Raw genomic sequence first — 13,911 nt, 5'->3', positions numbered from 1 at the left:
AGGCAGGGTTTTTCGTGGAGCAAAATCTAACAGAAAATCAACGACGGACGGCCTTAATCACGTGCCATTCGGGTCAGTCAAGGTTTCTAGTCTTTTTAGCCAACTTGGAGTCATTCTGTCTGGATATGGTGGAGAGGCATCCTTTGGGCGACCATCACCTCAGGAATCCGTGAATCCATTAGTAGTGGCCATGCTTGAGGAAATCTGGAACGAGTAGGAGCTCGGCTGAGCTCCAGGCAGGCGGTTTGTCTGTCCGCCTTCAGTCGGCATCTTGGGTTGCTTCGACCGCCTGAAGGCGGAACTACGAACCCTGGAAGACAAGTCGTGGAGCTTTGTTCTGTCGCATGGGGTCGAAGTGCTTATAGGGGAGAATATGGAGACGGACTTTGGAAGTTCGTTGTGTGTTAGAGGAGGCGATGGAAGTGGGAAGCTTGCCTCGTAGACGGGTGACAAGCCTTGGGTTGAGGCGGAAGAAGTTAAAAACTCCTTCTCCGTATTTAGCCGATTGGAGCAGACGGCGGGCCTTTTTGTATGACCGATACGGTGAGCGCGGGTTCTTACAGAAGGAAACGAAGGTAACGAAGCGAAGACGAGGAATCCATGGCTCGGGACCTTCGTTTCCTTGCTTGCCTTCTGTGACAAGTTTTTGGAGTGCAAGGCTTGCTGAAACGCAGGCGGCAACTATTCAGAGCACTCCGCGTTCCTTGAGGAAGGGGACGAGTTCTTCGACGCCGAAGTCGGCGAGGACTTCGCCTTCCCAGTTCATCGTCGGGGCCTTGCTCTGGCCGGAGAGGGTGATCATTTGCTGCATGGCTTCGTGGTTGCCGGAGACGATCACGGTGTCATGCTCGATGTCCTGCTTTTTCATGAAGGCGACGACGTCGTCGCACCACGGGCAGCCGGGTTTGATGTAGAGGGTTCTCATGGTTCAGATGAATCGCACGGCGTGCTTTTTGGACAGTTTGAGGATGTCTCCATTGGCGGGCGAGACTGCTGCGTTGGGGTCGGTGAGCTTGTCTCCGTTGAGTTGTACCGAGCCGGGGGTGATGAACTGCTTCTTTAGCTCGCCGTTTGATTTGGAGATTCCGAAGGAAGTTTGGAAGACGTGGGCACTGAGGCTGAGAACGGTGAGTTCGGCAGGCAGGGTGCTGATCGCGATTTCGGGGAGTTCGGCGGCTGCGAGGTCCTTTTTTGAAAAACGAGTATCCCAGTCGTCGCGGGCGGCTTGGCCGGCGGCGGCGTCATGGTAGCGGCTGGTGAGTTTCTGGGCCAAGGCCTTCTTGGCCTCCATGGGATGGAGAGCCGGGTCCAGGGTTTCGCCGAGGAGCAACTGGTAGTAGCGGGCCATCAGGTCATCCGAGACGCTCATGAGCTTGCCGAACATGTCGAGCGAGGGGTCGTTCACGCCGACGTAGTTGTCGTAGGACTTCGACATCTTTTTGACACCATCGAGGCCTTCGAGAAGGGGGACGAGCATGACGACCTGTTGTGGCTGAGCTTCTTCTTTCTGCAGGTCGCGACCGACGAGGATGTTGAAGAGTTGGTCGGTGCCTCCGATTTCGACGTCGGCTCTAATCTCGACCGAGTCCCAGCCCTGCATGACGGGATACTGGAGTTCGTGGAGGCGGACTTCGGTGGCGGAGTCGATGCGGGTGCGGAAGTCTTCGCGCTGGAGCATCTGTTGGAGGGTCACGCGGGCGTTGAGCCGCAGCACGTCCTCGTAGGTCATTTTGCGGAACCAGTCGCCGTTGTAGACGATTTCCGTCTTCTCGCGGTCGAGGATTTTGAAGGCCTGTTCGGTGTAGGTCTCGGCATTGACGAGGACCTGCTCGCGGGTCAGCGGCGGGCGGGTCGCGGAGCGGCCGGAGGGGTCGCCGACGGTGGCGGTGAAATCGCCGATCAAGAGCACGGCCTGATGCCCGAGTTCCTGAAATTGGCGGAGCTTTTCGAGAGGAACCGTGTGCCCGAAGTGGATGTCGGGCGCGGTGGGATCGACGCCGAGCTTGATCCGCAATGGGCGACCGAGGCGGAGTTTTTCGAGGAGTTCCTTTTCGGACAGGACCTTGGCGGTGCCGGCGGTGAGGATGTCTAGCTGGGCTTCAGGCGTCACGGGGCGCGGTTTAGGCCACTGGATCGATGATGGCAAGTGGCGAGCGGGCTACTGCTCCTTGAGATGCAGCTGGAGGATGCGCTTTACCTCCTCGATGGTCTCCGGCTTGGTGGTGAGGGTGTGGCTGTAGGGGACGATCCGTTCGCTGCGGGCAACTTTGAGGTGGGAGGACCAGTAGGGGACGATCCCATCGGAGCTCTCGGGGCTGTCACCGCGGCCGCGATCGCCGATGATCGAGTGGACTTTCAGATCGGAACGCAGGGGCGAGGCATTGAGTGAATCATAGCCCTTGAAGTTCGGAGCGAGGGTGCCGATCGAAGTCTGGATCGGTCGGGCGTTCTTGCCGTCGGTGAGGGCGGTTCCGAGTTCGCTCATGGTGACATCGACCAGATCGATCGTCAGGGTTTTGGGAAGTCGGATGAGGTTGTCGATGAAGCGGGAGAAAAACCGATTGGCGGAAGGGGGAGCCTCGGTGCGGCGCGGCCATGAAGATGACACGCGAGGGTTCTTCGATGGGTTCGTAAAGTGTTGTCCATCGGATGGCTTGGCGGGTCTCTTTTGAAACCCTGAGATCTTCTAACGGTTCGTCGAAGCGATCGTCATAGAATCGGGTACCGGGATCGATCAGTGAGGCGTGGGAAATCACCCCTCCCATCGAATGGCCGACCACCACCATCTTGTTCCAGTTGGTCAGACTGCCCTGTTTCTTTGCGGCTTCGGTGGCCCGCCGAAGATGATCGCGAAAAAACGCGGCGTTGTAGACCCATGAAGTGCCGGTGGGATAGCTGAAGAACCACGATTGGTAATTCTCGCGGAACCAGGCTTCTCCCATGAGTTCGTTGAACATGACCTTGTAGGTTCCGGGGCTTGAGTAGAGGCCGTGAACGAAGAGCACGGGAATCTTTTCCGGATCGTAGGGTGCCGCGGCGTAGAGGTTGGTTTGGTTGGTGAAACGTCCGGGTAGCAGCACCTTGGCAAGGTCCTGATCGTCGAGGTCGCTCATCTTCCAATAGAGTGCCGGAGCGGCGGACCAGTCGGCCGCGAGGGCTTGTTCGCGTCCGTTGACGCTGATGGTTTCCACTCGCCCCGGATAGACGATCCGCCAGGTGGGTGGGGAACGATCAAAATCGAGCACTGCGGTGAGGTTCAGAGGCAAGCCGGTCGGAGGGGCGAAGGGATAGCGCTCCGTCTCACCCGGATTGTAGGAGATCCAGCCGACCGAAGGGACGCCGAGACCTGCATCCACTTTTCTGGTTCCAACTTCGTCCATTTCGATCGATGAAGCCGGAACAAAGGCATCGAGCTCCTTGAAGTTGACGCCCGCTCCGAGGGAGTGGGAGGTGTCGATCACGGTGCCCATGGCCACCGCTTTGGCGAGGCGGTCACCTCGACCACAACAGATCTGGTCGAGCAGCTTGGCGATGGCCGTGTTGTAGCGTTCCCTTGCCGCAGGCGATCCGGTGCGGCCGATCTCAACCCATGCTTGGCGGGCGGTGTCGACTAACACCGTGGGATCCTGCCGCGAATCCCTTGGTGATTTCTGGCATGATGGCGGCGAAGGAGGACCACACTGACAGAGGATCAGGGCGGCGAGAAACGGAAGAAAGTGACGAACGATGGTTCGATGGAGCTGAGGCATGGGGGTTCAGTCCGTGGGAACGTGGGGTTCGAGGGTCATGGCCCGCTCGTGTTCGCGGGCCTTGGCCGCACGTCGCGCCTGGCGGAAAAAATACTCTTGGGCGCGGAAGGGTTTTTTCCCTTTGGCTGGCAGAATTCTTTCGGAGCTTCCATCCGGCAGAATCAGCGAGGCTTGTGCGGTGTCCTTGAAGTAGGTTTCGAGGATTCTGAGCAACTGCCTGCGCGCGCCAGGATCCTCGATCGGAATCATGAGTTCGACGCGGCGGTCGAGGTTTCTTCCCATCCAATCGGCGGAGGAAATGAAGATCTCCGGGTCACCGCCGCCGTGGAAGTAGAACAAACGGGCGTGCTCGAGGTAGCGATCGATGATGGAAACGACGCGAATGTTTTTTGCTCGGCGTTTGCCGCCGGTTTTGAGGCAGCAGATGCCGCGAACGTTGAGCTGGATGTCGACACCGGCCGTTGAGGCTTCGTAGAGCGCGGCGATGATTTCGGGGTCCTGGAGCGAGTTGACTTTGGCCAGGATCCTGGCCGGATCTCCTTGGCGGGCGCGCTCGGCTTCCGAGGCGATGAGTTCAAGGAGTTTCGGCTTCATGGCATTGGGTGCCGGCACCAATCGTTGGAAGCGCAGAAGTTTTGAGCGGCCGGTTACCGCATTGAAGAAGAGCGAAGCATCCGCGCCGTATTCGGGACGGCAGGTCAGTAGCGAGATGTCGGTGTAAAGGCGGGCCGTGGACTCATTGTAGTTGCCGGTTCCGAGGTGGACGTAGCGGCGAAGTCGGCCGGCCTCGCGGCGGATGATGAGGCAGATTTTCGCGTGGGTCTTGAGACCCTTCACGCCATAGACGATCTGAGCGCCGGCACGTTGCAGTTCTTCAGCACGGTGAAGATTTCGCGCTTCGTCGAAGCGAGCCTTGAGTTCGACCAGCACCGTCACGTGTTTGCCGTTTTCCGCAGCGCGGATGAGGGCGTCGATCACCCGCGATTGTTTGGCCGTGCGGTAGAGGACTTGTTTGATGGAAATGACATCCGGGTCATCGGCGGCTTCTTCCATCAGGCGGAGCACCGGCTCGAAGCTCTCGTAGGGATGATGAAGCAGGATGTCGTGTCGGGAGATGGCATCGAAGAGGGATTCTCCCGGACTCATCGCGGCTGAGGGCTGGGAGGGCCATTCGGCGTCACGGAGTCGATCAAAGTCCGGCAGGAAAGCGAGATCCATGAACGAACTCAGCCCGAGGGGCCCGTTGATCCGATAAACGACCTGGGGCTTGGCCTGGCTGATGTCTTGAATCACCCGTGTGAGGTCACGGGGGAGGGGCACTTGCAGTTCGAGCCGGACCGTGTCCGATAGTTTTCGGGCGGCGAGCACGTCCTCCATTTCACCTGCTAGATCGATCGCGTCTTCTTCCTGAACGGCGATGTCACCGTTTCTGGTGACGCGAAAGCAGCCTGTCGACAAGACCTTCTCACCGGGGAAAAGGGTGCCAGCGAGGTTGGCGACCGCGTCCTCGATGAGGACGAAAGCGAGCCCTCCCGCCGAGTGAGTGACGGTGATCCGACGTCCGAGGCTTTCCGGGATGGGAATGAGGACGAAGCGGATGGCCTTGGTTTCCTCGTCCACCAATTTGCAGGCGACGGTCAACTGCAGAGCTGGGACGAGAGGTGGGTCGCCGTCGGCTTCCACCGAAAGCGGGGTGAGGAGGGGAAAAATGTTGGCGTGAAACTGAGCGGAAACCTGATCGGTCTGGACAGCATCCAGCTGTTTCATCTGGAGCGGGTGGATGCCGTTTTCCGCAAGTGCAGGGAGCAGCTCGTTGGCAAGCAGGCCATACTGATCGTCGAGCATTTTCTGGACTCGCCGCCGGATCGCCTGAAGCTGCTGAAGAGGTGTTAGGCCGGAGACGTCGGGAGTTTTCCTGCCACTCCGTCGCATCAGCATCAGCCCACCCACACGGACCTGGAAAAACTCGTCGAGGTTCGAAGCGGTGATGGCGAGAAACTTGACCCGCTCGAGCAAAGGAAGGTCGGCGCGGAGGCCTTCGTTGAGAACCCGCTGGTTGAATTCGAGCCAACTGAGCTCGCGGTTGATGTAGGGTAAGGACATGACAGGATGCGTGTCGATAATGGCGGGGTCAGGAGGCGTCGTCGATCACGACTTCGAGGCCGAAGACCTGCTCGAACAGATCGGCCTTGCTCTGCATCGCGAGGCGTTCGACGGCGGTATTGCTCAAGCCGGGGAGGTTGAGGTGGAGGCGACGTTCGCGGCGAGTGACGACGATTTCGTGCACCCTTTGGTCGTGGGTTCGTTCAAGGGCGTCGGCAACTCGTAGAATGGCGGCGAGCATGGATACCCGGATCCGATCCGCAGTGCCGAGTTCGTTGTATTTGGGATGATCGGTTTTCGGGCCGGAGTGGCGATGGTAGCGTGAGACAAGCGCGACCGTCGTGACGTCTTGTCGATCGAGACCGAAGATCTCGCTATTGAGAATGATGTATTCCGAGTGCTTGTGGTGCGCGCGCGGGCTGATGAAGGTTCCGACTTCGTGAAGGATGCCTGCGACGTGCAGGAGCATCGCGTCGTGGGGTCTCATGCCATGCAGGTCCTGAAGCTCGTGGAACAGATGCAGGGAGATGCGTGAGACATGTTCGCCGTGTCTCGGGTCCGACTGGTAGCGGGAGGCGAGGATGCGTGCCGAGCGAAGGACCTCCTGGTCGAGTGAATCCGAAAGTTTTCCGGAGATTAGCAAGTCTTGGAGAAGTCCCTGCTCATAGTCGCTGTGGGGAATGTGCAATTCCTTGAGTCCGAGGATTTCCGCGATCGCCAGATTGGTCTCGAGGGCTGGCACCAATGCTTCTGCCGTCTGGTAGTCGATCTTGAAGTGTTGAACGAGTTCGAGGTCGCTCATGTTGGCCGCCTGCTCTGAAAGCTTGCGCAGGGTTTTGGCCGGACAAGCCCCGTCCTGACGGGCGAGGAATGAGCTGACTTGCTGAATTTCGTAACCAATCACGACGAGTGCCTCGATATCGACATCGTGGTAGTCGAATTTCAGCTGGCTGAGATTTCCCGAGGCATTCTCGCGGATGACACGTTGCAGTGCAGGGCCTCCGGCGTGCGAGCTTTCGATGGCTTCGCGAGTCCGATGGGCGCCAAGGCGGTAGCTGGTGTAGCGGGTGATCGCCTCGTCTTGGAAGAGCAGAGCGCGCGTGTTCCCCGGGCCGACGTGGAGCACCAAGGTGTTTCGCCGCTTCATGGCCGGAGTATCTCGAAGTCTCCGCCGCGTTTTCAGATAAATCAGGCGGGTCATTTCGCCGTCGTCGATCGGATTGATCGACAGTCCGCAGGCGATGCGAATGCGGTTGAGGAAGACGTCATGGTTGTTGGCTTCAACCAAAATGTTAGTGGCCAGTGCTCGCGAGGTAACCGCGCTTCCCACCCCGGCTTCGGAGGCCGCCGAGAGAAAGCCCTGAAGGATTTCAACGATGCGTTCGGTCGTTTCGGGGCTGATTCGGCCGTAGCGGAAAATGTCGCGTGCGAGCGGGGCGGGCTGCTCGAGGAAATCGAGAGGGTGAAATGTCCCGTCATCCGCTTGCTCGGCAATCAGCATCGACACCGAACTCGCGCCGACGTGGACGGCGGTGGCAAGTGAGCCGGTCGAAGATTCGCTATCGGTAAGATCTGCCATCGCTGAAAAAGAGTGATGAAGCGGGGGACGCATGCAATCCGGAAAACGTGACATCACAACGATTCGGCCATTTGAGGCTTTTCTTGCATGATCAGGGCACGGAGCATCGGAAGCTATGAACATAGGGGACCCGGCAAAGGAGTATCGCATCAAGGAGGGGGGGAAGGTGAATCTCGCGAAGATCGATCCCGACTGCGCCAAGCTTTGTCCGGACGGAGACAAGTACAACACGCTTGAGCTCTTTGATGAGCTTCGGAATGAAATCCAGAAGCTTCAGAAAACTCTCTATGCTCAGAGCAAGCACCGCATTCTGGTGGTCATTCAAGCCATGGATACCGGCGGAAAGGACGGCTGCGTGAAGCATGTTTTCTCACGGGTTGATCCACAGGGCATTGATGTTCAGTCCTTCAAGAAGCCGAGTGAGGAGGATCTCGCTCATGACTTTTTATGGCGGATCCACCCGCACGTGCCCGGAAACGGTCAAATCGTGGTCTTCAACCGAAGCCATTATGAGGACATTATCGCGGTTCGAGTGAAGAAGCTCTATCCCGATGAGGTCTGGAAGCGGCGCTATCGTCATGTGATTGAATTCGAGCGCATGCTTGCCGAGGAGGGCACCACGATCATCAAGCTCTTCCTGCATATTTCCAAGGATGAGCAGAAGCGGCGGCTCGAGTCCCGTTTGGTGAACCCTGGGAAGCACTGGAAATTCAATCCGGACGACCTCAAGGACCGAGCCCGCTGGGGCGAGTTCATGAAGGTTTATGAGGAAATGATCGAGAAAACGAGTACGTCCTACGCACCCTGGCATGTGATTCCGGCCGACAAGAAGTGGTATCGGAATCTGTGTGTTGCGAGGCTCTTTCGGGATACTTTGGAGGGCCTGGATCTCAGATTTCCGGAGCCCGATTGGGACCCCGGATCCATTAAGATTGATTGAACGGATTGACAGGGCTGGATTCGTCGAACTAGGGATGGTCATGGATGCTTGGGATGCTGGTGCTTTTGGAAACGATTCAGCCACTGATTGGCTGGCCGAATTGGTGGATACTTCTGACCTTGGAATGATCCACGAAGCCTTTGACGAGGTCCTGGCTGCTGGGGACGAAACCGTGGAAATGCAGATCGGCGAGGAGGCCATCGGCGCGGCTGAAGTCGTGGCCTGGTTGGCGGGTCAACCGGGCAAGGGCGGGGACCATGCCGATCAGATCGAAGGATGGCTGGACGACAACGAACTGGAATTTACCGAGTCCTTGGCGAGGAAGGCACGGAAGTCCATTGATCGAGTCTTCAACCGTCCTTCCGAGCTGCGGGAAGCTTGGGAGGAAAGTGACGACTACGATGACTGGAAAAAGGAACTCGCCTCGCTGAAAGAGCGACTGAGCTGAAGGGGTGAAGCCTCCTCACTCGAGACGGATGAGCAGGTCGTCGCTGTCGATCTGATCACCCTTCTTCACCAGCACGTCCTTGACGATGCCATCGGCCACGGCACAAACGGTGGTGAGCATCTTCATCGCTTCAAGCACGACGAGCTTCTCGCCTTCCGTGACCACCTGGCCGGGTGAGACGTCGATTTCGGTGACCATACCCGGCATTGGAGCGCAGGCCTGTTTCGGATCAGAGGGATCTCCCTTGATACGGGTGGGGGCGGCATTGTGGGCGCGGCTCGCATCGGTGATCACGCACTCCCGCGGCATGCCGTTCAATTCGAAGAACAAGGTGCGACGGCCTTCGTCATCGGCATCGCCGATCGAGACCAGCTTGATGAACAGGGTCTTGCCCTTGTCGATGATCACTTCAATTTCCTCGCCTGAAGTCAGCCCGTAGAAGAAGGCGGCGGTTGGTAGTCCACTAAGGTCGTCGTAGACTTTCCGACTTGCCATGAATTCCGAGAAGACCTGAGGATACATCAGGTGGGAATACAGGTCGTCCGTGGTCGCCGGACGTTTCAAAAACTCACTGAGGCTTTCCTTGGTCTTCTCAAGATCGACCGCTTCGGCAAGTTCGCCCGGGCGCTGGGTTGTTGAGGGTTTGTTGTTGAGAACGACCTTCTGCAGTTCGGCTGGCCAGCCGCCATCGGGTTGGCCGAGTCCTCCGGCGAGCATGTCGATGACGCTTTCCGGCCAGTCGATCGAGCCCGGCTTCAGTTTGGTGACGTCGGCGGGCTTGATCCCCCGCGTGATGAGGAACATCGCCATATCGCCGACCACCTTGGAGGATGGGGTCACCTTCACGATGTCACCGAAGAGCAGGTTGACTTCAGCATAGGTATTGGCGATTTCGTGCCAGCGATGGCCGAGTCCCATGGCGTTGGCCTGCTCGCGCAGGTTCGTGTACTGCCCGCCCGGCATCTCGTGATCGTAGACCTCGGCCGTGCCAGCCCGAGGGGCGGAGTCGAAGGGTTCATACTGCTCAAGAACCTCTTCCCAGTAGTCCGAAATCTCATTCAGGATCTTGATATCCATGCCCGGATCCTGCTCGGAGTTGTTCAGGGTCGCGCAGACGGAGTTCAGATTCGGCTGGCTGGTCGTGCCGGACAGGGAAGCGATCGCAAGGTCGGCGATGTCCACGCCCGCCCGTGATGCGGCGATAACAGACGCGGCATTCAGCCCTGAGGTATCGTGAGTGTGGAAGTGAATCGGAATGCCGATTTCCTGCTTGAGCGCATGAACCAGATTGTAGGCGGCCTGGGGTTTGCAGAGACCTGCCATGTCCTTGATGGCGAGGATATGCGCGCCCATCTTCTCGAGCTCCTTGGCCTTGCGGATGTAGTAGTCGAGGGAGAACTTGCTGCGCTTCTCGTCGAGGATGTCGCCCGTGTAGCAAATCGCGGCTTCGCAAAGCACCTTGCCATGTTCCCGGGCGGCCTCCATCGCGACCTTCATGTTGGGCAGGTAATTCAGGGAGTCGAAGATGCGGAAGATGTCCATACCGGCGTCGGCAGAATGCTTCACAAAGCCAGCGACGACATTGTCCGGATAGTTTGAATATCCGACCGCATTGGATCCACGGAACAGCATCTGAAAGAGTGTTCCGGGAATATTTTCACGGAGTAATCGGAGACGTTCCCATGGGCACTCCCTGAGGAATCTCATGGCGGTGTCGAAGGTCGCGCCGCCCCACATTTCGATGGAGAAAAGCTCGGGGAGTCCGGTGGCGTAGGCTTCCGAAATTCGCAGCATGTCGGTGGTGCGCATGCGGGTGGCGATGAGCGACTGATGGGCATCGCGCATCGAGGTGTCCGTGATCAGCAGTCGCTTCTGGTCCAGAATCCATTGGCAGAATTTCTCCGGTCCCAATTCGGTCAGCAGGTGCTTGGTATGGACGATTTCCTTTTTGGGGTCGCGTGTGACCGATCTCCGTTCAGGAACCCGGGGCTGAGGGATGGGCTTGGCGGGCTTCCAATTTTTGGCGGTTGGGTTGCCATTGACCGTGATGTCGGAGAGGTAAGACAGGAGTTTGGTAGCGCGGTCTCGACGTTGCTTGAACTTCAGTAGTTCTGGCTTGGAGTCGATCAATTTGGTGTGAGCCTGACCGCTGCGGAAGGTCTCGTCGGCGATGACGTTCTCGAGGAAGGGGATGTTGGTCTTAACACCACGAATCCGGAATTCGCGAAGGGCACGGTCCATACGGGTGCAGGCGATCGGGAAGCTCCGCCCCATGGTGGTCAGCTTGACCAGCATCGAATCATAGAACGGTGTGATCACCGAGCCGGCATCTCCTGAGCCGGCATCAAGACGAACTCCGAAGCCCGCCGCCGAGCGGTAGTTCAGGATGCGGCCATAGTCGGGCGAGAAATTCCGCTCCGGATCCTCGGTGGTGATCCGGCACTGGATGGCATAGCCGGTGCAGGGGATCTCGTCTTGGGGTGGTATGGCGACCTCATCGCCATGCAGCGATTCACCTTTCGCGACAAGGATCTGTGAACGCACCAAGTCGATGCCGGTGACGCATTCGGTCACGGTATGCTCGACCTGAATCCGTGGATTCATTTCGATGAAGAACCAGTCCTTGAGATCCATGTCGTAGAGGAACTCGACCGTGCCGGCGTTGTCGTAGCCGATCCCCTTCGCCAGGACGACGGCGGCTTCGCAGAGCGCGTCTCGGACCTCGGGATCAAGATCGATGGATGGGGCGATCTCGATGACCTTCTGGTAACGGCGCTGCACGGAGCAGTCGCGTTCGTGGAGGTGGACGACGTTGCCATGGCGGTCTCCCAGGATCTGAACTTCGATGTGCTTGGCGCGTTTGATGTATCGTTCGAGAAACACTGCAGGGTTTCCGAAAGCGTTTTCAGCTTCGTTTCGCGCTTCAGCGAGCAGGCTCTCGAGTTGGTCTTCCTGCTCGACGACCCGCATGCCTCGTCCGCCGCCGCCGAATGCCGCCTTGATGATCAGTGGGAATCCGATTTCCTTGGCGGCTTTCAGGGCGTCTTCGATTTCTGTGATCGCTTCCTCGGTGCCTGGTAAGACGGGGACATGGTATCGCTTCGCCAGATCGCGAGCGGCCGTCTTGTCCCCCATGTTTTCGAGCAAAGACGGGGAGGGGCCGATAAAAGTGATGCCCTCCCGAGCGCAGGCACGGGCGAACTCCGCATTCTCGGAGAGAAAACCGTATCCCGGGTGGATCAGGGTGACGCCCTTCGACTTGGCAAGGGCGACAATCCCCTCGACGTCGAGGTAGGCTCCAACCGGGCCTTTGTCCTTGTTGAGTTCATAAGCCTCATCTGCCTTGAAGCGGTGGCGGGAGAAGCGGTCCTCTTCGGCATAAATGGAAACTGTCTTGAGTCCCAATTCGTTGGCTGCTCGAAAGATTCGAATCGCGATCTCACCTCGATTGGCGGCCAAAAGCTTGTCTTTCGTCATGTTGTGTTCTTCCTAGGGGGGAAAGTGGAAATGGGCAAAGCGGAATCAGTTCATGCGCAGCGGGTCCGCGGAAATGCCTTACTGGAAAGTTTTCGGCGTTTTTTGGTTGACCAATCCGGGGGAGTCAATATGTTCCGTGCGTCGCGACAATTAGTAGGCGGTCCGGCTGAAATGCTTTCTGGTTTTGGGTTTTTCCAGGGGTAAATCGGTCGGGCCGCTTCATTTTGTACGGGTTGGGTTTCTTTTGGGTGGAACCCATTGACCTCGTTGCCGGTGTTGCCGGTGTTGTTTTCTTGGTGGTCGTCCTTGAGCGATTGGTCCCGCCCAGTTGCTAATCGAGCCGCTCGGCGATGCGGCCGGAATCGAAGTCGAAGGGTGTCATCTCCATTTTCACGAACTGTCCGACTTCGGGCATCTGCGATGTGGATTTGAGGCGTTTTGAGAGGTGACCGAGGGTGATTTTGCCGTTCGGCAGGCGGACCTCGTAGAGTTCGGCCTTCAAGACTCGGAGAACCTCACCTTTGACCATAATGGGCGCTTCGTGCATGGCGGCAGCCTGCGTCGCCCGCTCGTGGTCGGCAAGTCCGTCCAGTTGCTCGGGATGAGTCTCGGGCCGAGCGGTATTGGCCTTGTGATCAAAATCTTGAAATTCAGCTCATTTAGATGCGGTCTCCGGCTTGACCTTGGGACGAGGAAGTTTGAAACTCTCGGTCGCCTTCAGGAAATTTGGAGGCGCGACATACTTCCGACCTTATGAAAATTGCTTTTCCTCTCAGCGCCGTGGTTCTCACTGGCTGGATCGTTTCCTGCTCCCCAGTGCCTGATGAGGCGCCGCCGACGCCTCCAAGTGATGTGGCACAGAACCGTGGAGCGGGCCTGGGAGAAGTTCCGGCGACTCAGGGGCCTGACACGGGGACGGCTTCGGAAGCTGTGGAGAAAACCAAGCCAGATATGGAAAAGGAGAAGATCAGCGAAACGGTTCAGGATCCACGGCCGAGTAGCCCAGAGGCGAAGCCTGCCGTTCCTGTTGCTCGGAGAGTTCCTGGTCGTGATGGCTTCGTTTTCAGTCCTTACAACAACAAGATGATCAATGTGAAGGATTTCGCCAGTGGCACCATGGTTGCGGATCCGACCTATCCACCCGCCGAGAAAAAATATTTCCGGGTTCCTTGAGAATCGCCAAGTGTTTTGGATTTCCCAAAGCCGGACCTCCGGGTCCGGCTTCTTCGTAAGCAAGGGTGTTGAAAGAGTTAGAGAAGATTACGGTTCTTGGTGGTGGGCTGCTTGGCGGCTCCCTTGCGATGGCTCTTCAAGATCGACTTGAAGTTTCTTTGTGGGCGCGCAGGGATCAGTCGGTGGCAAGCGCTCGCGATTTGGGGATCAGAAGTGCGACGACCAATTTGAAGGAAGCCCTGTCCGAAGCCGATCTGGTGATTTTGAGTGTGCCGGTTGGAGCCATGGGGCCCTTGATGGAGTTGGCGCTTGAGAATGGTTTGTCTTCGAACTCGCTCGTAACTGATGTAGGAAGTGTGAAGCGAGTCGTTCATCGGGTCCCAGGAGAGATGCTTGAAGCGAGAGGGATTCCCTTCATTGGTGGTCATCCGATGGCTGGGTC

The 13,911-nt window shown here is 57.9% G+C and carries 13 protein-coding genes; 5 read left to right on the top strand and 8 right to left on the bottom strand.

Features of this window, described 5'->3' with window-relative positions:
* Nucleotides 1-217: hypothetical protein (locus tag WBG04_RS14870; protein WP_424315239.1), on the top strand; the 217-nt coding region annotated here is incomplete at its 5' end.
* 468 nt (nt 218-685) lie between these two features.
* Here the strand turns inward: WBG04_RS14870 and WBG04_RS14865 are convergent.
* Genes WBG04_RS14865 through WBG04_RS14840 form a run of 6 tightly spaced genes read right to left on the bottom strand, consistent with a single transcriptional unit; the run spans nt 686 to nt 7,431 of the window.
* Entirely contained in the window at nt 686-925 is a 240-nt protein-coding gene (locus WBG04_RS14865; protein WP_424315238.1) for a glutaredoxin family protein, read from the bottom strand.
* A gap of 3 nt (nt 926-928) precedes the next feature.
* Nucleotides 929-2,110 carry a tyrosine--tRNA ligase gene (gene tyrS / locus WBG04_RS14860; RefSeq protein WP_424315237.1) on the bottom strand — a complete coding sequence of 394 codons (1,182 nt, stop codon included), beginning with the start codon at nt 2,108-2,110 and terminating at the stop codon, nt 929-931.
* A 48-nt stretch (nt 2,111-2,158) separates the two neighbouring features.
* A complete protein-coding gene (locus tag WBG04_RS14855) occupies nt 2,159-2,485 on the bottom strand; it encodes a hypothetical protein (protein WP_424315236.1) in 327 nt (108 codons plus the stop codon).
* Complete coding sequence (locus tag WBG04_RS14850; protein WP_424315235.1) at nt 2,391-3,749, bottom strand: esterase/lipase family protein; 1,359 nt, start codon at nt 3,747-3,749, stop codon at nt 2,391-2,393. Before WBG04_RS14850 ends, WBG04_RS14855 begins: the two co-directional genes overlap by 95 nt.
* 6 nt (nt 3,750-3,755) lie before the next feature.
* The gene (gene ppk1, locus WBG04_RS14845) at nt 3,756-5,852 is read right to left on the bottom strand and encodes a polyphosphate kinase 1 (protein ID WP_424315234.1); all 2,097 of its coding nucleotides are present in this window, start codon (nt 5,850-5,852) and stop codon (nt 3,756-3,758) included.
* A gap of 28 nt (nt 5,853-5,880) precedes the next feature.
* Nucleotides 5,881-7,431 (bottom strand): hypothetical protein, encoded by a 1,551-nt coding sequence (locus tag WBG04_RS14840; RefSeq protein WP_424315233.1) that lies wholly within the window; start codon nt 7,429-7,431, stop codon nt 5,881-5,883.
* A gap of 115 nt (nt 7,432-7,546) precedes the next feature.
* On the opposite strand from WBG04_RS14840, the gene WBG04_RS14835 reads away from it, so the two are divergent.
* On the top strand, nt 7,547-8,371 hold the full coding sequence (locus WBG04_RS14835; RefSeq protein WP_424315232.1) for a PPK2 family polyphosphate kinase: 825 nt from the start codon (nt 7,547-7,549) through the stop codon (nt 8,369-8,371).
* Between the two features lie 40 nt (nt 8,372-8,411).
* The gene (locus WBG04_RS14830) at nt 8,412-8,819 is read left to right on the top strand and encodes a DUF4259 domain-containing protein (RefSeq protein ID WP_424315231.1); all 408 of its coding nucleotides are present in this window, start codon (nt 8,412-8,414) and stop codon (nt 8,817-8,819) included.
* Nucleotides 8,820-8,834: 15 nt separating this feature from the next.
* On the opposite strand, the gene WBG04_RS14825 is transcribed toward WBG04_RS14830, so the two are convergent.
* Both WBG04_RS14825 and WBG04_RS14820 read right to left on the bottom strand, forming a co-directional pair.
* Nucleotides 8,835-12,296, bottom strand: coding sequence for a pyruvate carboxylase (locus WBG04_RS14825; protein WP_424315230.1), 3,462 nt, complete (start codon nt 12,294-12,296; stop codon nt 8,835-8,837).
* 331 nt (nt 12,297-12,627) lie between these two features.
* Nucleotides 12,628-12,843 carry a hypothetical protein gene (locus tag WBG04_RS14820; protein WP_424315229.1) on the bottom strand — a complete coding sequence of 72 codons (216 nt, stop codon included), beginning with the start codon at nt 12,841-12,843 and terminating at the stop codon, nt 12,628-12,630.
* A gap of 206 nt (nt 12,844-13,049) precedes the next feature.
* Here WBG04_RS14820 and WBG04_RS14815 point away from each other — a divergent pair, with 206 nt between their 5' ends.
* The gene (locus WBG04_RS14815) at nt 13,050-13,469 is read left to right on the top strand and encodes a hypothetical protein (RefSeq protein WP_424315228.1); all 420 of its coding nucleotides are present in this window, start codon (nt 13,050-13,052) and stop codon (nt 13,467-13,469) included.
* A 68-nt stretch (nt 13,470-13,537) separates the two neighbouring features.
* A partial coding sequence (locus tag WBG04_RS14810; RefSeq protein WP_424315227.1) for a prephenate dehydrogenase/arogenate dehydrogenase family protein occupies nt 13,538-13,911 on the top strand: 374 nt, incomplete at its 3' end.

It is taken from the genome of Haloferula sp. (assembly GCF_049672945.1).
GTDB lineage: Bacteria > Verrucomicrobiota > Verrucomicrobiia > Verrucomicrobiales > Akkermansiaceae > Haloferula.
Note: the sequence above shows the minus strand (reverse complement) of the source record. Positions and strands in the feature narration are given on the sequence as shown.